Source organism: Porphyromonas uenonis DSM 23387 = JCM 13868, assembly GCF_000482365.1.
Taxonomy (GTDB): domain Bacteria; phylum Bacteroidota; class Bacteroidia; order Bacteroidales; family Porphyromonadaceae; genus Porphyromonas; species Porphyromonas uenonis.
The window spans coordinates 15,650-35,467 of sequence record NZ_AXVC01000028.1 but is presented as its reverse complement, the minus strand read 5'-3'; the positions used below and the strand labels follow the sequence as shown (position 1 = coordinate 35,467).

The 19,818-nt window shown below is 52.7% G+C and carries 14 protein-coding genes; 8 read left to right on the top strand and 6 right to left on the bottom strand.

Features of this window, described 5'->3' with window-relative positions:
• Positions 1 to 495 precede the first annotated feature (495 nt).
• From L215_RS0103025 to L215_RS09190, 8 genes are all read left to right on the top strand, one after another.
• Positions 496 to 1,092 carry a DUF3575 domain-containing protein gene (locus L215_RS0103025; RefSeq protein WP_025882980.1) on the top strand — a complete coding sequence of 199 codons (597 nt, stop codon included), beginning with the start codon at positions 496 to 498 and terminating at the stop codon, positions 1,090 to 1,092.
• A 20-nt stretch (positions 1,093 to 1,112) separates the two neighbouring features.
• The gene (locus L215_RS0103020; RefSeq protein ID WP_027451321.1) at positions 1,113 to 2,579 is read left to right on the top strand and encodes a DUF3868 domain-containing protein; all 1,467 of its coding nucleotides are present in this window, start codon (positions 1,113 to 1,115) and stop codon (positions 2,577 to 2,579) included.
• A gap of 78 nt (positions 2,580 to 2,657) precedes the next feature.
• Complete coding sequence (locus L215_RS0103015; RefSeq protein WP_025882981.1) at positions 2,658 to 4,163, top strand: Mfa1 family fimbria major subunit; 1,506 nt, start codon at positions 2,658 to 2,660, stop codon at positions 4,161 to 4,163.
• Between the two features lie 141 nt (positions 4,164 to 4,304).
• Positions 4,305 to 5,291, top strand: coding sequence for a FimB/Mfa2 family fimbrial subunit (locus L215_RS0103010; protein ID WP_025882983.1), 987 nt, complete (start codon positions 4,305 to 4,307; stop codon positions 5,289 to 5,291).
• A 67-nt stretch (positions 5,292 to 5,358) separates the two neighbouring features.
• Positions 5,359 to 7,005, top strand: coding sequence for a DUF4906 domain-containing protein (locus L215_RS0103005; protein ID WP_025882984.1), 1,647 nt, complete (start codon positions 5,359 to 5,361; stop codon positions 7,003 to 7,005).
• 8 nt (positions 7,006 to 7,013) lie between these two features.
• Positions 7,014 to 9,644, top strand: coding sequence for a fimbrial tip adhesin FimD (fimD, locus tag L215_RS0103000; protein WP_025882985.1), 2,631 nt, complete (start codon positions 7,014 to 7,016; stop codon positions 9,642 to 9,644).
• Between the two features lie 10 nt (positions 9,645 to 9,654).
• Positions 9,655 to 12,258: a hypothetical protein gene (locus L215_RS0102995; protein ID WP_244869665.1), complete on the top strand. Its 2,604-nt coding sequence runs from the start codon at positions 9,655 to 9,657 to the stop codon at positions 12,256 to 12,258.
• Positions 12,259 to 12,472: 214 nt separating this feature from the next.
• Complete coding sequence (locus tag L215_RS09190) at positions 12,473 to 13,249, top strand: murein L,D-transpeptidase catalytic domain family protein (RefSeq protein ID WP_036871740.1); 777 nt, start codon at positions 12,473 to 12,475, stop codon at positions 13,247 to 13,249.
• 176 nt (positions 13,250 to 13,425) lie between these two features.
• On the opposite strand, the gene L215_RS0102985 is transcribed toward L215_RS09190, so the two are convergent.
• From L215_RS0102985 to L215_RS0102960, 6 genes are all read right to left on the bottom strand, one after another.
• Positions 13,426 to 15,054: a glycosyltransferase gene (locus tag L215_RS0102985; RefSeq protein ID WP_025882987.1), complete on the bottom strand. Its 1,629-nt coding sequence runs from the start codon at positions 15,052 to 15,054 to the stop codon at positions 13,426 to 13,428.
• Positions 15,047 to 15,646 carry a hypothetical protein gene (locus L215_RS0102980; RefSeq protein ID WP_025882988.1) on the bottom strand — a complete coding sequence of 200 codons (600 nt, stop codon included), beginning with the start codon at positions 15,644 to 15,646 and terminating at the stop codon, positions 15,047 to 15,049. The genes L215_RS0102985 and L215_RS0102980 overlap by 8 nt, the downstream gene beginning before the upstream one ends.
• Positions 15,639 to 16,454: a purine nucleoside phosphorylase I, inosine and guanosine-specific gene (locus L215_RS0102975; RefSeq protein ID WP_027451317.1), complete on the bottom strand. Its 816-nt coding sequence runs from the start codon at positions 16,452 to 16,454 to the stop codon at positions 15,639 to 15,641. The genes L215_RS0102980 and L215_RS0102975 overlap by 8 nt, the downstream gene beginning before the upstream one ends.
• A 30-nt stretch (positions 16,455 to 16,484) precedes the next feature.
• Positions 16,485 to 17,756 (bottom strand): amidohydrolase, encoded by a 1,272-nt coding sequence (locus tag L215_RS0102970; RefSeq protein ID WP_027451316.1) that lies wholly within the window; start codon positions 17,754 to 17,756, stop codon positions 16,485 to 16,487.
• 6 nt (positions 17,757 to 17,762) lie between these two features.
• Complete coding sequence (locus L215_RS0102965; RefSeq protein ID WP_025882989.1) at positions 17,763 to 19,121, bottom strand: dipeptidase; 1,359 nt, start codon at positions 19,119 to 19,121, stop codon at positions 17,763 to 17,765.
• A 345-nt stretch (positions 19,122 to 19,466) separates the two neighbouring features.
• On the bottom strand, positions 19,467 to 19,817 hold the full coding sequence (locus L215_RS0102960; protein WP_025882990.1) for a PG0541 family transporter-associated protein: 351 nt from the start codon (positions 19,815 to 19,817) through the stop codon (positions 19,467 to 19,469).
• Between the last annotated feature and the right edge of the window lies 1 nt (position 19,818).

The following is a 19,818-nucleotide window of genomic DNA, read 5'->3' as shown; positions in this document are numbered from 1 at the left end:
TCTGTTAGTAAAACATTAAGTACGTAGTGCACATATCGTGCACAGAGACTCCGAATATCCGGAGCTGTCTGGTCTAAGCACTATGGGTAGCATCTAACCCCAAAACTTAGCAGACGATTGGGAGGTAAAGGTACAGAAAAATAATTACAGACCAGAGGCAAATAAGGCGCGACGCCTCACTATTAGAGGATGTTAACTTACACTTTCGCATCTTTATATTCAGACTTCCTTCGTATAAGGGTGCAGACAATTCGGATTTCTCACGTGAGTATCGCACAAGAGCTTTTGATGCACAACGACTTAGCGTTGAATATTCTCCAGCGGACTTAAATAAAAAATAGCCGAAGTCGCTTCGATTGATCGAATATGTCAAATGATTGATCGAATTTGACAAACAAGGGCCGGAACTTTTCCTCTACCTTTGTGCCAAGATCTTTGGGAGAATCTACCTTTCCCAATGATGCTTTACACATACAACGATACATACCCCCCCCTATGATGCATCACTATCGTAATACACAGAGGGCACTGCTAGCCCTCCTCACTGGTTGCCTACTACTCCTACTGCCTGCGCAGGGAGAGGCGCAAAAGGCAGCTGGCAAGGTTAACCTCCTCTATGGAGCTACCACAGCACCAAACGCTGCCGTCGAGTTTAGACTAGGCAAGCAGTTCACACTAGAGATAGGTGGCGGCGGGAGCCTATGGGCTTTTGACGAGGACACCCGCTATAAGCATTGGCTGCTCCAGCCTGAGCTACGCTGGTGGGCTTGTGATGTCTTCAATGGGCACTTCCTAGGACTACACCTTCACACGGGACAATATAATATAGGAGGTATCAATATCCCCGTCGGGAGACTCAAGGCGTTCAACAATCATCGCTTTCAGGGCTACTTCTACGGTGCAGGCCTATCCTATGGCTATCAGTGGATACTCAGCAAGCATTGGAACGTAGAGACCTCCATAGGTGGTGGCTACGCACGCATACAGTACGAGAAGTTTCCCTGCGCTACTTGTGGTACCAAGGAGGATGAGGGAGCATACAACTATTGGGGCGTGACACGCGCCACGATGTCGCTCATATATCTCTTTTAACCTAGACGAACAGCTTGACTATGAACAAGATCAAATACGCCCTAGTGGCCATATCACTGCTACTGACGCTCCCAGCTGCTCTCTCAGCTCAGAGACCTTATATCCATCAGATCTCAGTGGATCATCTAGAGGTGAGCAAAGCGACAGATATCGTGACCGTACAGATGGATATCGTCCTCGACGGGCTCAACCTTCGATCCAACGACCTGCTGCGTCTCTCACCCGCACTGCGCTTGAAGGATAGTGGCAAGGTGGTCGAGCTACTACCCCCAGTACAGATCGAGGGGCGTAAGCGTAGCATCATACAGGAGCGCAAAGCCTCTACCGGGATCCGCGATGAGTGGGACACAGAGGCACTACAGTCACTACGCCGTAAGAATGGCACCGCACAGCGAGTCACCTATAGCTACACCATCCCCCGCAAGGAGTGGATGAGTCAGGCCGATCTACTCCTCGTGGAGCGTGTCTATGGTTGCTCCGATTGCTTCAAGCTCGAGGAGACACAGGTGCTCCGTACCCCCTTCCTCACAGATCCCTACCAGCCTAACTATCAGCTCTCTTATATCGTTCCTGAGGTTGAGCCGGTCAAGGCGCGTGCCGACAAGCATATAGCAGTGCTCAACTTCCGCTCTGCTAAGCACGACCTAGACCCCAACTACAAGAGCAATGGACAGGTTCTGGCTGAGGTGCGTAAGGTGATGGATGAGATAACCCGGGACAAGAATATCAAGGTGACGCAGCTCTCTGTCGTAGGATACGCTTCTCCGGAGGGTACCTTCAGCTACAACAAGGCACTCGCAGAGCGTCGCTCGAACTCCTTCGCACAGTACCTAGCGCAGCGCTACAACCTGCCGACTAATCAGCTCCAGGTCTCTGGATATGGTGAGGACTGGGTCAAGACCCGTGAGGTCATTGCGGCTTCCTTCATCCAGGACAAGGACGAGATACTCCGCATCATCGACGAGGTCGACAATCCTGATGCTCGTGATGCGCATCTCAAGCGCCTCTCCCGTGGCGAGACCTATCAGATCATGCTGCGCGACTACTACCCGCAGATACGTCGCACGGAGTACACGGTCGCTTACGAGGTCAAGGCGTTTGACGTAGCCGAGGCGCGTGAAGTCATCAAGGTCAATCCACGCTTGCTCAGCCTCAACGAGATGTATCTCGTCGCCAAGACCTATCCAGCCGACTCGCCTGAGTTCAAGCAGGTCTTTGACATAGCCACACGCATGTTCCCCAATGAGCCTGTAGCGATCATCAACGCCAGTGCCTCTGACATCGAGGCAGGCAGTTATCAGGTCGCCATAGATCGTCTGAGCAAACTACAGCACGACCCCAACGCACTCAATAATATAGGTGTCGCCTATAGTAAACTGGGCAACTACGAGCAGGCCAAGAGTTATCTCGAGCAGGCCAAGGCTCAGGGTAGCCAAGAGGCTGCGGCCAATCTAGTCGAACTAGAGAAGCTCCTACAAAGCTTGTAACCCGTCCTGTGGTAAGCTACAAGCTCCAACCTAAAGAACGAAAACAGTACTTCATAATAACAATTTAATCAACTAACAATGATGAAACTAAGAATGAGAACAGCTCTTCTGGCCACTGCAGCACTCCTGCTCGGGCTAGCAAGCTGCAAGAGTGACAGACAAGACGCTGCACTCCAAAACGGCAACTGTGATACCTATGTAGGTGTCTCCGTTCGCTTCCCAGCACCTGAAACCCGTGCTCTCCCTGGAGACTACAACGAAAAAGGTGAGTGGCAGGGTCGCGACAAGATCGAGAAGATCAAGGTCTATGTAGCCACTACTTCTAATGGTGCTACCTCGATCAGCTCAGATCAATTCACGGAGGCTAACTTCGGTGGTATCAACAACGGTATCCTCGCTCCTAACCTCGCTGTAGAGGCTAAGTCTGGTGACAAGGTAAAGGTCTACGTCGTCATCAATGATATCAACAGCAAGGTCACGAGCATCCTAGATCAGAAGGCCTCTAATGGAGCGACATTTGACGATGAGTTCAAGAAGACTGTCGCTGTCGCAGCTGCTATCAACGATGTAGCTAAGTACGACACTGATAAGGACATCGTCCTGATGACCAATGAGAAAGCTCCTGAGGACGTAACGATCGCACCAAACGTCAGCAAGGAAGACGCTATCGGTGGTAAGGCTAACCGTGTCGAGGTACGCGTATCACGTGTCGCATCTCGTGCTATCGTTACTGTAGACGATCAGGTCAAGAAGACGATCGAAGTCAAGCGCTCCTTCACAGATGCTCAGGGAGCCACCTCAGAGTCTACGACCGCAACGGTTACTGTCAAGGACATCGCCTATCAGGTAACGGGTAGTGCCCTACAGTTCAACGTCCTAGAGGATCGTAAGAACTGGAAGGTCGCAGCTCCTGTCTATGACTTCGCTCCTACATCTAGTACTTGGACCGCTCTAGCTACTGAGGCTGATGGTAAGATGCTCTTCTCTGACGCTGAGGGTTACAAGGCTGCTATCACTGCAACCGATAACACCGTTGATAACGTCAAGAAAGCGCTAGGCGAGGAGAAGTTTAGCAAGTTCGTCCTCCCAGTCACACACGCTGCTGGCAAGTACATGAAGGGTAACACGACCATGTTCGAGATCAAGGCTACCTTCACCGTAGACAAGATTGATGGTGCTGCTCCTACGAGCACTGATGCTCAGACTGTTTACCTAGGTCTATCTGATGGTAAGTTCTACTCTACCAAGGAGAAGGCTGAGGCTATGGATGTCAACGCAACAAGCACCTCCGAAAAGAAGCAGAGCGCTAAGGAGTACAAGAACGGTGAGATGTACTACTACATCTGGCTGAATCCAGACGTTGATTATAACGATACGACCAAGACAATCAGCGCGTCTCCTACGGTACGCAACCAGGTATACCATGCACACATCACTGGCTTCGGCGAGATGGGTGTAGCAGACAAGGATGAGATCAAGCCCGATGAGCCTCTCGAGACGAAGAAGACTCACCTCTCTGTACAGCTGCGCGTACTCCCCTGGACGATCCACAGCTATACGGTAAATCTTGTCAACCGTTACTAATCATCGACCCAGCTTCTATCCTAATATAGAGGCTGTGTAGATCGCACAACAGACGACTACAGGGGGCGTTGGTCCCCCATCTCACTGAGGCGTCCAGCCCCCTGTAGTTCTTTCTTATCACTTCTATCAAACATCTGAGCTATGAATAGGGTTCACCATATTATACTTCCCTTACTCACTCTCCTAGCACTCACCGTCTCTTGTAGCAAGATCATCTACGAGGATCTCGAGGAGTGCCCTCAAGGGGTGTACATCAGTTTTTACAATCAGACCCCCTGTATGAAAGCACCAGCAGCTGTGGGTGAGGTAAATGGGCTGTATGTCTTCGCCTTCGACCTAAACGATGTGCTAGTCACAGTAAAGAAGGTGACAGGATGGGTGGATCTGACTGAGGTGTACAAGGTCGAGCTTCCTCCCGTCGAGAATGGACAGTACTCCTTCATCGCATGGGGTGGAACGCCAGACCAATACTTCACTCTGGGGAATTTCGTAGAGGGCACGACAACTAAAAAAGATGTCATGCTACGACTACGTGCCGAGAATGATAAAGCCATCAGTCTCGGAGAGCATAAGGTGTGGCAAGGTGAGAGCCGTGTCGTCTCTCTACCAGACCGTAAGGAGTACGGTACCGTGTTTGCCAATGTCTCCATCAATATGCTAGAAGTGACCAACCGCATCAACATCACCCTGCGACTCCACGAGAGCGTACGGGATCGCTACGATATTGACGACTTTGACATACAGACCTACTCGGCTGACGGCACCTACCTCATCAATAGGCGGATGCCTCTAGACAACCCGACCCTCACCTACCCAGGCGTAGAGCTATACAAAGACAAGTTTGCTAGGACCCTCTCCTTCACACTTATGGAGCTCAAGAGCGGCTACCACAACCTCCTACGCCTACACAATAAGAAAGAAAAGAAGGACTTCCTCGAGCAGGACCTCCTAGGGAAGGTCTTACTGGAGAACCCTAACGTAAACCTAGAGTGTACCCACGACTTCGACATCGTCCTAGAGCTCGAAGATAAGTGTAAGGATTGTCCAGACAATAACTTGGTGATCAACATCTTCATCAACAACTATCAGATTCACTCCTTCCCAGTCAATCTGATCAATAGATACTAAGGGCCTCCCACTCCCCTCGAACTATCCACACTCCCTTCCCTAACACACATACAGCTCTCAGCTTATTATGTCTCGCAATACATTATACATCACACTCCTAGCTCTCCTCTGCAGCACGCTACTATCCGTATCGTGCCAGCGGATGAACGGAGGAGCCGTGCCTGACGATGACCCTAGTCGGACCACCTGTCTGCGCTTCTCAATGGGTGGGATAGAACTCCCCAACACATCTCTGCGTGAGCAGGGCGACAATCCCTCTATACAGTCTGACCCCAAGGACTATGAAGACTATGTAAGCGAGCTAGCGGTTTTGATCTATAAGGTGGGAGCTTCGGATGATCAGAGCCTACTTGTCAAGAGCCACTTCACGACGGAGCAATACTTCCTTATGGAGCTACAGCCCGAGGAGGGGGCACGGTACCACTTTTGCTTTGTAGCAAACTACCCTGAGAGCTGGAAGAATACGCTAGAGGGCTTGAAAACCTATGCCGACCTGAAGACGACGCTACAACATCTCGAGAGCTTCCAGAGCCGTAACACAGGCACGCCACTCTACAATGGGGCCGTCATGAATGGCACGGAGAAGAGTCTCTTCCCGATGGCGCGTATCTATGAGAACCAAATCATTCCTATGGGCGGGAGTGTGAGCGTACCCAAACCCTTTACTCCGACGACAAATACATCGAAGCCTCTTGAGCCTGTCAGCAATTGGCCTGACAGCCCCGAGACTGGCACGACACAGCAGACCGTCAATCTGGTACGCTCCTCAGCCAAGGTCAGCCTCAACCTCACGGGTGATGGCGTCAGCAAGATCAAGAGCATCAAGATCTGCAATGTAGCTACGCAGCACTCCTTTATGGAGAATAGCGAATCTGCCACTGTAGCTTTAACCGAAAAGCAATTCAATGGCAGTGGCTCCATCACGGGCAATAGCTTCCAAGCCAAGATGTACATCCCGGAGCGACTCCTCGGGAAGGCTTCCACTACACTAGGATGGAATCCGAGCAGCGATATGCCCATTGGCACTCCCAGCTACATACAGATAGAGATGGTGAGTGGAGTCGTCCACAAGATCCCTATCATCTCCAATCAGAACACACAAAACATGACCCCAGGGTCGGAATACACCTACCTAGATGTCGCTACGGGCAATGTCTTAAGCAATCAAGCCGACTACAGCATCGTCCGCAACCATCACTATCGTTACGACATCAATGTACCTGCCGATGGTAAGTACCTAGTCATAAACTTTAAGGTGATGCCCTGGCAACTGATCCAGTCAGAGCTGCAGTTCACGCTACCGAAGTATACGTGTACACTCAAGGTCGTCAATACAAAAACTAATGCCACACGTGATCTAAACGACATATCTCAGGAGGTACTCCTCTCACACAACGAGATCGTAGAGGTGACCTTTCAGATCTTCAAGCCCGTAGGTGCTATCTGGTCAGCCTCCATCACGAACGGACTGAACTACCTCTTTACGGGCGGCAAGACCTACGATCAGGTAGAACCAGACATCGTTGGTGGTGTTCCTCCCAAGACCTATACATTCCAGATCAAGCCCCGACAGGAGTTTACCTCTGAGCCATACTACACTCAGTTTTACATCATAGTCGATGGCAAGGAGCTAAACTTAGATCCACGCAGTAAAAACAGCTATATGGATGGCGGTGGCTCTCAGCGGTGGCGTATCAAACAAGTAATGTACTAAGACTCGCAATGACAAAGCTTCGATATAATATCCAGACCAGCGCACGCATAGCCCTCTGCACCGTGCTCACCTTCGTGGGCATCTGTGTGGCATTCACCAGTTGCGTTAGTGAGCGAACAGACGATGCTCTGCACATCTCCGAGGGCGATGGCAAGCTCCTCGAGCTCACGCTCATACCGCGCACCGAGCAGACGACCACGGCCACGCTCCGTAGCCACGTCGGCGAGGAAGAGGGTGACAAGGAGAACGGGCTCCATGGTGTCAGCATACTGAATGAAAACAAGATCGAGAGCATAGAGCTCTTTGTCTTTGACCCAATGTCAGGCAATCTCGTCGGGCGCTACACTCCGCTCAAGCAGGAGGCACTCACGGGTAGCGAGATCGGCAGTCGTGCCACCTTTATTGTCCCCAAGGATGACCTTCCTAAGCTCGAGGGCACGCCACTAGACTATATCGCGGTGGTCAATGCCAGCAAGCCTATAGCCACAACTGTCGCAACGAAGACTGCTCTCTACAAGCTCATACAAGACGATCAGAGCAAGCTCAACCCAGCTCCACAAAGCGGCAAGATAGCCCCACAAGATAAGTTTCTTATGGATGGCGCACTCCAGACGACCGTTGCTTGGGGCTTTCAAAACCCAAGAGCAGAGCTAGGAACGATTGACCTCTATCGTGCAGCTGCCAAGATCCGACTGAGGATCGACCATATCGATGTCAAGGACTATCAGAATGGTATCAAGACTCAATATGTCGTCAAGCCAGGCAGCGTACCTGAAGTCTGTCTCGTACGCTATCCAGAGAAGACGAAGATCGTACGGAGTGACTCACCCTACCAGCCCGATGGTAGCGACTGGCACAACTCCGCCTACCGACCCATGGCCGTGACCGACTTCTCTGCTCTAGGGTATAAGAATCTCAAGGGAGACGGCAAGTTTTACGGCACAGTGCCTTTTTACGCTTACGAGCATGACTGGCGTAGCACCTCGACAAATGAGACTTTCCTACGTCTCAAGCTGACTATGCGTCCCGAAGGAGCCGCAGCGACAGACCCTTGGGTCAATTACTACTACCGCATACCGGTGAACTATCGTAAGGCTCTCGGTGAGGTCACCGATGCTATGCTCCACAAGCTCGAGCGCAACCACCTCTATGACGTCCTCACCTCCATCGAGGTCCTAGGCAGTCTCAACGAAGACACCCCCGTAGACATAACCGCTGCTATAGCCATCAAGCCGTGGAACCTGATTGAGTCGGTCGACGGCGAGCTCCTCAAGGCGCAGTACCTCGAGGTGTACGACAGGCGTCCCATCATGGCGGATGTCGATAAGGTCTCCATACCCTATGCCTCCAGTCTGCGCGTAGATATTGAGATAAAGAGCGTTTGGTACGAATACTACGACAAGAAAGGCGTACACTACCGTCGTGAGTATAGCCAGACGGAGTCCAAGCTCTACAAGATCAATGGGACTAAAACTGAGGTCTCTAGTAAGCCTAATACGTTACCTTGGGACGGCATCGTGATTACCCCCTCAGCGGATTACCTATCCAATGGAGTCATCACAATCCAGCACCCTGTACCGGTCAACTATATCCCGTACCACATTGAGTTCACCGTAAAGCAACGGGGCGGTAACTTAAGCCAAGTCGTGCACGCCTTGCAGTACCCCAATAGGTATGTAACAGGCGATCGCTCTCAGCGCTTCCACAATGGCACGGAGCAGTACGTAGACGAGGATGGTAAGATGACACCCGTCTACGCTGACTTTAGGTATCACTCCACAATTGGCATCTTCGGCAAGTATCAGGGAGAAGACAAATACTCTCCTCAGGTCAACGAGGTGAACTTTAAGATCACAACTGTAGTTCCTAGAGAAGGTGAGCGCATCGGCTCGCCGGTGGATCCTGCAACGGGGATGACTAAGACTGATCACATGTCCAACCAGCTCATCTCTCCACAGTTCATCATCGCCAGCCAACATGGTATGACTTTCTACACTTACCAGATGAAAAAGGATGTCCCCAGCAACAAGAATCGCGAGGAGAAGTTCTCCACGCAGAGATTTTCGCCTGAAGCTCCTTATTACGGACCATTGTCTACAGCCTTTTGGGGTAATGAAGGGCCTTATCTAAAAACGAACTATAATACAGACATCAACTCCAACGGTAACTATTATACTGGTTTTAAGCCTTTTAAAAGACAAAACATCGTAGCGTACTATTTCGACGCCCAGACGCGATGCATCGAGTACTTCGAGGGTGAGTTTGGTACTAATGGCAACTATAAAGAGTTCTATAACATCACGGGTGATGAAGATTACGGTGGTTTCACAAGTTGGAAGTGGCGTACCATTCACAAAGAGTTCAAGTATCAAGGGCGGTGGCGTATCCCGACCTCTGCTGAGATGAAGCTTATTGACGAGATGCAGACTGATCCTAAAACGGAGATCGAGGGCTTGCTCTTTGGCTCCTACTACTGGGTAGCAGAGGAGGGGATGGTGTATGACTTCATAAAACATGAGGTCATCACATTTGATGAAATGGTTAAAAGACGAGGTTACACCGACTCGTACAATAACGCTGGTATCCCCACAGTCTATGTCCGCCCCATCTTTGACACATATATGTATGACGAGCAGTAATCCAATTCTTATGAAGCGAAGAGTATATCTTTATTATATAGTCCTGCCACTGCTCCTGCTACTCGCAGGGTGTGCCCGGGATCCTATGGGTGACATGCTCATACCTGAGGGTAAGGTGGGTGACTCGATCACGCTGACCCTAGGACTACACGCTGATGATCTGCGTGAACTAGCACTCAGGAGTGAATCTATCAATGATGACCAGGTCGAGAAGATCTCTTCGCTACGCATATTAGTCTTTGACGAGAATCAGCAGTTTCTCTACTCGACAGACGCTGTGCTAGGAGACCCCACCTCAGCAGAGAATTATGGTGATGACGCCTTCCTGCCTGATGGTAAGCAAGGCTCTATCAAGATGATCAAGAGCTTTAAGGCGACCTTCATACAGAGTGACAAGCCGCGATACTTGCACTTTGTGGCTAATTACGACTGGACGGGACAGACGCAGGATTACTACCTCGTGGGCAACTCGGCAGGAGCGATTATACCCAAGCTGACGACAAGCATTGAGTCAGCCAATGGTAATAACGATAAGACCAAAGCCTTCGACCCGATGTGGGCACAGGTCAAGCTAAATAAGCTAGACGGTCAGTCGCTACAAGGCAAGGTGATCAAGCTCCTACGCTGTCACGCCAAGGTCACGGTAGTCAATAAGGCTCCGGCAACGGATGGCTTCAAGCTGACCGGCTTCACCGCTTGCAATGTGCATAAGAGCGGCACGGTAGCTCCCTTTGTGATGGACAACTACGCCTTTGCCTTTCCCTATGCACCGACCAAGGCGACGATCCCTCCCGATGTAGAGATCATCCCCAACAACATCCCAGAGCATATCGTCCCAGCGGATTCTGAGTTTAGACTATTTGAGCATCAAAACGATGGGAATAAGAAGGTCTTTCTGATCATTCAGGGAAAGAAGCAGCTCAAGAATGGGTCCACTGAGACTCGCTACTACAAGGTAGACTTCGTTGCCAAGCGAAATAAGGAGAATATCGTCAGCGACCGCGTCCTCCCGATCATCCGCAACAATCACTACAAGGTGACTATCACGGCGGTCAATTCGGACGGCTACGCTACGATGGCTGAGGCGATAGCAGCCCCTGCGCACAATAATATATTCTCCTCTATCGAGCTACAGGAGTTCACGCAGGTCTCCGACGAGATGTTTACGCTCAAGGCGGATCCTGTTCAGATACTGATCGTGCGCCCTGGGACGTATGACTTTAACACCAGCTTTGCCATCACCAATAACGACTATCACTTCAAGCCCTATGGGGGTGGTACGGGAGAAGGCTCTGGTGCACAGTATATCAGGTATTACAAGCGGTGGAGTGACCATGACGCTTACATGGGTGCTCTGATACAGACAGATGTAAGGACTCGTAGTGGCAATGACGACCGCTTTAGCGTCGAGGTCAAGAGCATCCCCTCCGATGCTGTCGAGCGATACAGCATTGAGGTGGCCGGACTACGCTCTTACGCTCCTGACGACAACCCCCCAGCTAACCCTAAGGATCTATACACCTATGAGCGGGTAGATGGCAAGCCTGTCACTGGTGCTACCAACCCCCTGATACGTAATGTGGAGATCACTATACGTAAGCCTCTACTCTTTAAGACCAAGCTGGTCGATGATAAACCGGGGGGGCAACCAGGAGATAAGCTCCTCGAGTTTGATCTATACAAGAATCTGCCCAAGGGCATCTTCCCCTTTGAGGTGCTCATCGAGGCTCCAGATCTCTCCCCAAGGAATAAGCAAGGGAATACGGAGAACCTAACCATCGTCAAGCGTGGCAGCAAGATCTACTACCGCTATATCGTCAAGACAGACTCCTACGATCGCCACAATGGGCGCGTACGCATCCCTGTGCTAGTCAATGATGGGACAGCCTCCCCTAAGCACGATATCGTCCTCTCCTCCCCTTACTACGAGACGGAGACGATCTATCCCAAGACCTCGACCTACGAGCGCAAGCGCATACGCCTTTACTTCAAGGATCCTGGCACCGTGAGGAGGAATGGCTCCTATGTTAACTCCAGGAGGCCGATGCCCAGCACCAGTCGTTTCGTGCAGGAAGGTAACGCCGTCGATAAAGGTACGTATTACATCCAGGCTACCAATACCGACGGACTGTTTTATCTGACCTATGATACGAACAAGGCTCCTGCGAAGATGGATCAAAAGGTAACGATAAAGAGTGTCTATCAGGTTCGATCTGAGTACGGCTACATCTCTTTCAACGTTAGTGCGACCAAGACTTTGCGAGAGTGGGTGGCAAATGATGAGCATGTATTCACAGCTACTAGCGTGGAGGTCAAGGGGCAACTCCTACACTACTCAAATGGCGAGTATTACAAACGTCCCAATGCGCGACCATACTGGTATATCAACGATGATAAAGCGGGACAATATAAGCATATTCCCCAATATATAGAGGTCAGCAATACTCCCATCAGTCAAGATAATCTCTCTTACGAGTTTTCTCTGAAGATCCCAGAGAGCGAGTTCAAGTCCTATATGTCTCTTATTGCGGTTGACTATGAGGGATATGGTAACTTTTCTTACTACTACTGGGAAGATCTTATGAATACGACCCGACTCGTTTGGTACTACTAGCGATAGTCTCAAGCAGTCGAGCACTATCAGTCGGTCGGCACACAGGTTGTGTGTGCCGACCGACTTCGTTTTTAGAGAGGGGCACTAGGGGCACTAGTGCTACTAGAAACTAACATCTACCCTCTAGCCTCTGACCTCTAATTTCTAACCTCTAACATCTAACATCTAATCTCTTTTTCGTACCTTTGGCGCGACGATGAGCCTTTTACTAGATATGCATACGCTTCATAGATCCTCACTTAGATGGTTGATAATCTTGATGATACTCGTGCCTAGCTACGTAGCTGGGTCTGATGTCTCGCTGTGGGACATACCGCCTACGGGACACCGTGTGACGGTCGTACCCTCCTCGGCTGAGCGACAGCAGATCAATCAGCTCTACCAGCAGATGGGACTGGAGGGGAGACTCTCGTTTGAGGCCTTTAGCCTAGGCGTGCGGGGGTACAATCAGATCTCAAATAAGCATCGCTCACGGCTCACCATCGTGGACTTCTCCAAGCCCTCGACTCAGGAGCGTATGTTTGTCATTGATATGGAGCAGGGCAAGCTCCTCTATGCTACGCTCTGCGCGCACGGACGTGGTAGCGGGGAGAACTACGCTACCTCTTTTTCCAATCAACCGAACTCACATCAGAGTTCTCTGGGCTTCTACCTAACCAATGAGACTTACAGCGGGAATAACGGATACTCGCTACGTCTCGATGGCCTGGAGCGTGGGTACAACGATCAGGCGCGGGCTCGTGCCATCGTCGTGCACGGTGCTGCCTATGTGAATGATCAGATCATCCGACAGGGACGTCTCGGACGTAGCTACGGTTGCCCAGCGGTGCCTCGTGCGCTGGCGCGTCCTATCATCGATGCGATCAAGGGGGGCAGCGTCCTATACATCTACGCCAATCGTCCTGACTACCTTGCCCAGAGCTTAGTGCCTCGCTCCCAGATGGATCCTACCCTCACCAATCAAGATAGTCGCACGCAGCTGATCAACTGAGACTGTTGCAAAAGTCAACAGTCTCACAATCTTGCTTGCAAGATTGTCTAGACTTTGCAGAAAGGATGAAGCGCAAGGCGCTGAGGGTGAGGCCTGAAGGGAGCATACCTCCGTATGTGACCAAAGCCGAATCCCGAAAGCAACACGGCGATTCGCCTTTATGCAACAGTCTCCAACTAGCTCAGCGTCATCATCTGACGATAAGCCTCTATATAATAGTCGTAATAGTGTGTCCAGAGCGCTTGGGAGGCTGTCTTCCGAGCTTGCTTGTAGCACGCCTTCGGGAGCCCTGCGGTAGCTTGCTCTAGGATCGTTGCCAGAGCTTGCGTCACGACTGCGTCGTCATGGTCACGGCGTGGGATAACCTGCACACCGTGCTGCAGGCTGTCTGTAGCAGGCTCGCCATAGAGCTCTAGGATCGCTTGGCCAAAGCCAGACAAGTCGGTCGTCACCGTCGGCACGCCATAAGCGATGCTCTCCAGGGGCGTGTAGCCCCACGGCTCATAGTACGAGGGGAAGAGCGTCAGATCGAGGGCGCTCAGCAGATCATAATAAGGAAGGTCTAGGATGCCGTCGTGACCATCAAGGTAGGTGGGCACGAAGATCGGATAGATGTGCTGCGCTGTTGCACCTCTCTCGAGGAGTGCGCCGAGGCGTCCTGCCAGGGTGTCCTCCCGCAGGTTGTGTAGCCAATGCGTTAAGTAAGGGTACTCTAGCGGGGTCGTGCTACTCGCTGGACTGGGATCGCTTAGTAGGTAAGCGAGGTCAGCTCTTGGCTCGGCAACCCAAGCGGGAATGAAGAAGTAAAGGATGAGATCTGACGAAAGCTTCGCTTGCTGCTGGAGTAGACTTTCCAGCGAGTTGACGATGAGATCGATCCCTTTGTTGCGATACTCGTAGCGTCCCGAGGTAGCAACGAGTGTCGTGCCCTCAGGGTCAAAGGTTTTGCCATAGAGCCGGCTGGCCGCGTCTATTAGTCGCTGACGAGCTTTCGTCTTAAAGCGGCTTGTAGCCAATGCGTGGAAGCCATTCGGCAAGACCACTGGCGTGCGCTCCAAGAGCTGTGTACACTCCAGAGCGGTCACCTCGCTGACCGTCGCAAAGATGGTAGCGGTATGGGCGGCCGCCTTCTCTAGCGCATGCTTCGCCTCGACATGCAGTTCGCTCGCCATCTGGTCTCCGTGGTAGCCAGCGAAGTAACGGTAGAGATCCTTGCCATTGCTACAGATAGAGCGCCCGACGGTCGTGGCGTGGGTGATGAAGAGCGAGCGCAGATTGGGCTGTTGCAGGCGATGATAGAGCAAGCCCATGCCAGTGATCCACTCATTATAAATAGCTATCGGCTGACTCCCAGGCGACGCGAGCTGCGGGGTCACAGCGAGCAGTGTCGCGGCCGCGGCAACGGCAAAGAGACAGGAGTCGTCGTAGTCGCCATAACCGAGGTCGGACTGGATGCCGTAGTGCTGCCACATGAGGTAGTAGAGCTGATCACGGACTGTGGCGAGCGGCTTGTAGTCCACGAGGATCGTTTGCGCTTCGCCCCCAGGCGTGAGCCAGTAGCCCTGCGTGATCGGGAGCTCCACGCCCAGTAGCGAGATGTGACTAGGCAGGGTGATGCAAAAGGTCTCCGCGCGAAAGTCTACCATCTCCTCCAACGGTCGAAGGCGGGGACCGACGAAAAGAACCTGCTCCGCCCCGTGGCGAAGCATCATTTCGCCTGCTCGTGACGAGAGGACAGTGTAGATGCCACCCACCTTGTTGGCAACCTCCCACGACACCTCTGAGATAAAGTATGCGTCAATCATTGCTTGCTGTGCGCTCTTCTAATGTAACTTGCAGATCGTACGCCACGCGGCGACAATGCATCGGTAGCTCTTCGGCAGAGACATAGGACTCCAGCACCTCCGTCAGTTGCTCTGGCAAAGGCTTGTCAGGCTGTCGCTTCGTATAGTTTGCGATGGTCAGGAGTGCCACGTAGAGCCTCGCTTCATCTGTGACACGGCCTGTGACAACCTCCTCCGCCCAGCGAATGGCTAGTGGTGCGTATGATAGGAGGTTAAAGGCAAGCTGCTCTTGTAGCTCCACATTGGTCGCCTTCTCGAGGAAAGCCTCCACGTCTTGCTCCGTGAGCTCCTCACGGGGGAAGAGCATTGTGGAGAGGATCAGCAGCTCCCGCACAGAGGTCTCCCGCAGTGCCTCGGCAAGCTGTCGAGAAGGCTGGTACTGCGCAGCAAGCTCTAGGAGATAGCCTCGTGTCCAGCCCCAGTTGTAGCGGTAGTCCAGTCCCGACTCCCGCATCGACTGCGCCACAGAGCCGTCCATACGTGTGCGGAGCGCAGCACGTATGGCGGCAAGCTGTGTGGCGATCGTCTCTTCCTCTATCGGAGAGCTAGGCACGGGCTATGAGCTCTGCGATGAGACCGCCCATACGCTTGGAGGCGGCATTGGCGGCAGCGACCACCTCGTCGCCATCGTTCGTGTAGTCTCCCTCGAAGTGCCACCCCTCGTTAGTGATGACCGACATGCCGAAGACGCGGATACCCGCATGGCGAGCCACAATCACCTCAGGCGTCGTGCTCATGCCGACCGCATCAGCGCCGACAGTCTGCCAATACTTATACTCTGCAGGCGTCTCGTAGGAAGGACCCGTAAGGCTTACGTAGACACCCTTCTGGAGCGCCAGCTTTTGCTCCTGGGCGATGGTCTCAGCGAGCGCAATCAGCTCACGATCGTAAGCACGCGTCATATCAGGGAAGCGGACCCCAAAGTTCTCATCATTAGGACCAATGAGCGGATTGGGCAACATATTGATATGGTCTCTGATGATCATCAGGTCACCCACGTGGAAGTTCGGATTGATGCCGCCCGCAGCGTTGGAGACGATCAGGATCTCGATGCCGAGGAGCTTCATCACCCGCACTGGCAGCGTGACCACCTCCATCGGGTAGCCCTCGTAGTAGTGAAAGCGTCCCTGCATCGCCACCACGGGGACACCGCCCAGCGTGCCAGAGATGAAGTTGCCCTTGTGACCGATAGCGGTCGAGTGTGCGAAGTTGGGGATTTCGCTGTATGGGATAACCGTCGGGTTAGCGATTTCGTCGGCTAGATTGCCCAGACCGCTACCTAGTATGATGCCCACGCGGGGCTGTGCCGCTATCTTACTCTTGATATAGTCGGCTGCTTGCTGATATTTTTGAAAGTCCATAGTCTATTTCGTTTGATAGTGAAAAGGTCTTTACCCCTTACGGTGAAGTAGATCGTGAGCCGTGCGACGAGCCATCTCAATGATGCGCTCCATGCCGACGATCTCACGGTCACGCATGAGGATCGCTCCGTCCACGATGGTCGTCGAGACGATCGTTGAGGAGCCTGCGTAGACGAGATTAGAAGTAAGATTGTGACAAGGCACCATGCTCGGCGCCTTAAGGTCTATGAGACAAAGGTCGGCTAGATAGCCCTCCTCGATGCGTCCGCCCTTGAGTCCCAGCATAGCGTAGCCCACCTCCGTTGCCGAGCGGTAGATATCGGGAGCGCAGACCGCTGTCGGGTCGTAGCGCCACACCTTGCCCAGGAGCGAAGCCATACGCATAGCGATGTACATGTCCAGGTCGTTGCTCGAGGAGCAACCGTCCGTACCAATAGCCACAGGGATGCCCCGCTCCTTCATCTCCTCGTAGCGGAAGCGCCCACCACTAGCCAGCTTCATATTGCTCGCCGGGTTGTGCACTAGCGTACATCCGTGACGTGCGAGGATATCCAGCTCCTCATCGTCCAGCCATAAGCTGTGCGCCATGATGCAGCGAGGCGAGAGCGCATCGATCTGCTCCAGATAGCGGACTGGCGTCGTGCCATGCTCGGCAATACAGTCCTTCACCTCACGCTCTGTCTCGGAGAGGTGCAGGTGAATGGGGATCTCATGCTCCTCGGCAAACTCCTTCGCAAAGTGCAATTGCTCACCCGAAACGGTGTAAATAGCGTGTGGTCCCACACTCCAGCCGATTCGCTCAGGGAGATCCGCAAAGAGCTGCTCATAGCGGTAGCAATTATCGCGATCTAGCTGTGCCCGCTCGGCATCGCCACGGTCAAAGAGCGTATAGCTCAGATTAGCCCTTATGCCCGTCTCCAGCACCGCACGAGCGGTCGCCTCAGGTGCTGTGTACATGTCGAGGAAGCAGGTCGTCCCGCTCTGGATCATCTCCACACAGCCGAGCAAAGCGCCGACGTAGATATCCTCCTCCGTCATATGCGCCTCCACGGGCCAAATGTAATCCTCCAGCCAAGTCTGCAACGGCAGGTCATCGCCATACCCTCTGAAGAGCGTCATGGCACAGTGTGTGTGACCGTTGCAGAGTCCTGGCACGACAGCCTTGTCACGGCCGTCGAGGATGATCGTCTCTTCATCGATCGGGAGCAGATCCGTACCGATCTTGTCGATACGGTTGTCCACGATCAGAAGGTCTTGCGTCACCCCTCCTATGAGCGACTCCTTGATTAGTATGCTACTCATGCCCGTTTAGTTAAATAGTCGGTAAAACTCAGCCACTGCCTCGACACCCTTGCGGAAGACGCCTACCGAGAAGCTCTCATTGGGCGAGTGGATTGCATCCTCCTCTAGGCCAAAGCCCATCAAGACCGTCTTAAGTCCGAGGATCTCCTCAAAAGCGGCAATAATCGGAATGCTACCGCCACTGCGTATCGCTAGCGGAGCCACTCCGTAAGCCTTCTCGACCGCCTGAGCAGCAGCCTGGTAAGCGGGTAGGTCTAGCGGACAGTAGTAGCCCGCACCGCCGTGCATCGGCGTCACCTCCACATGGACAGACTTAGGCGCGATCTGCTCGATATACTCTTTCATCAGGCGGGAGATCTCCTTGTGATCCTGATTAGCCACCAGACGGCAAGAGAGCTTAGCATAAGCCTTCGAGGGGAGCACCGTCTTGGCACCTTCGCCCTGATAACCGCCCCAGATGCCGCACACGTCAAAGGAAGGACGACAGCTATTGCGCTCCAGCGTGATGTAGCCCTCCTCGCCTTGTGTCTCACGAATGTCTAGCGCACGGCAGTAAGCCTCCTCGGAGAAAGGCGCCTTGCGGATCATCGCACGCTCCTCATCGGAGAGTGGTAGCACCTTGTCGTAGAAGCCTGGTACCGTGATACGTCCCTTGTCGTCTACGATCTGAGCAATGATCTTGCACAGCTCATTGATCGGGTTAGCGACAGCACCTCCGAAGTGACCCGAGTGCAGATCCCTATTGGGACCCGTTACCTCCACCTGCCAGTAGGCGAGGCCACGCAGACCAGCCGTAATGCTCGGTGTCTCCTCGCTCAGCATCGTCGTGTCAGAGACGAGGATCACATCCGCTGCCAGCAGATCCTTGTGCTCACGGCAGAAAGGCGACAAACTCCCTGAGCCAATCTCCTCCTCGCCCTCGAAGATAAACTTCACATTGACCCCGACCAAGCCCAGTGCCTTAGCGGTCTCGAAGCCTTTGAGCTGGATCATAATCTGCCCCTTGTCATCATTAGCGCCACGAGCGTAGATGCGTCCATCGCGTATCTCAGGCTCAAAGGGCTGGCTCTTCCACAGCTCCAGAGGCTCCACGGGCATCACGTCATAGTGACCGTAGACGAGGATCGTCTTCGTCGCTCCAGGCTGCTTGTAGTGTCCGAATACGATGGGGTTACCCTCCGAAGGCATCACCTCCGCCTCCTGCACACCTAGTGAGAGCAGGTGGTCACGCAGATACTCGGCGGCACGCTGCATATCAGCCTTGTGCTCGCTCTGTGCACTGATCGATGGGATACGTACGAGACCATATAGATCCTCGTGAAAGCGGCCCTCATGCTCCGCTATATACTCTTTGATATTTGCCATAGTAACGTTTTCTTGTTTTTCGATTGCTCCGTAAAGATACAAAAAGCTCACGAGGAATTTCCCAATAGCTCACGAGAAAACGAAGATTCCCCACGGAACTGGGAAATGAAACTTCAGAAGAAAGGAATCGAAGTTCCGATGAATTTCTCCGCTCCTCCCTAGGGAATTCCATTTTCCTCGGTAGGAAAATCCATTTTCATACGGAGGAAAATCCATTTTCATGCGGGAGAAAATCCATTTTCATGCCTATGAAAAACCTCGCAGTACTGAAGCGCACAAAAACGAAGATGCGCCAAAGCCCCAACGACTCTGACGCATCCTCTCTAATCACATACTAAATGAAGCTTAAGCTCCACTTAATGGGTCACGCTCCTGCACGGGCGTGATGGGTTCGGGCGCTACGTGGGTGTCGACAGACCAGAGGTACGCAGCGACCAACTCGCTGTTATTGTACGCTAGAGCATTCATCTCTCGGATACGCTCTAGGAGGGTGTCACCCTTGGCGGTGTCTGCCTCCTGTACCAGTAGGCAGGCGTTGAAGCCTGGCCAGACGGCAGTATCCTTGTGCGGGATGTCGAAGTTGCTCTCGGCGAGTGCCTTCGGAATGACTTGGTAAACGCTTATCTCCAGCTCCCGCAGGAGCGACTCCATCTGCTCCAGCATACTGACATTGCAGGTGATATATACGAATCTCATA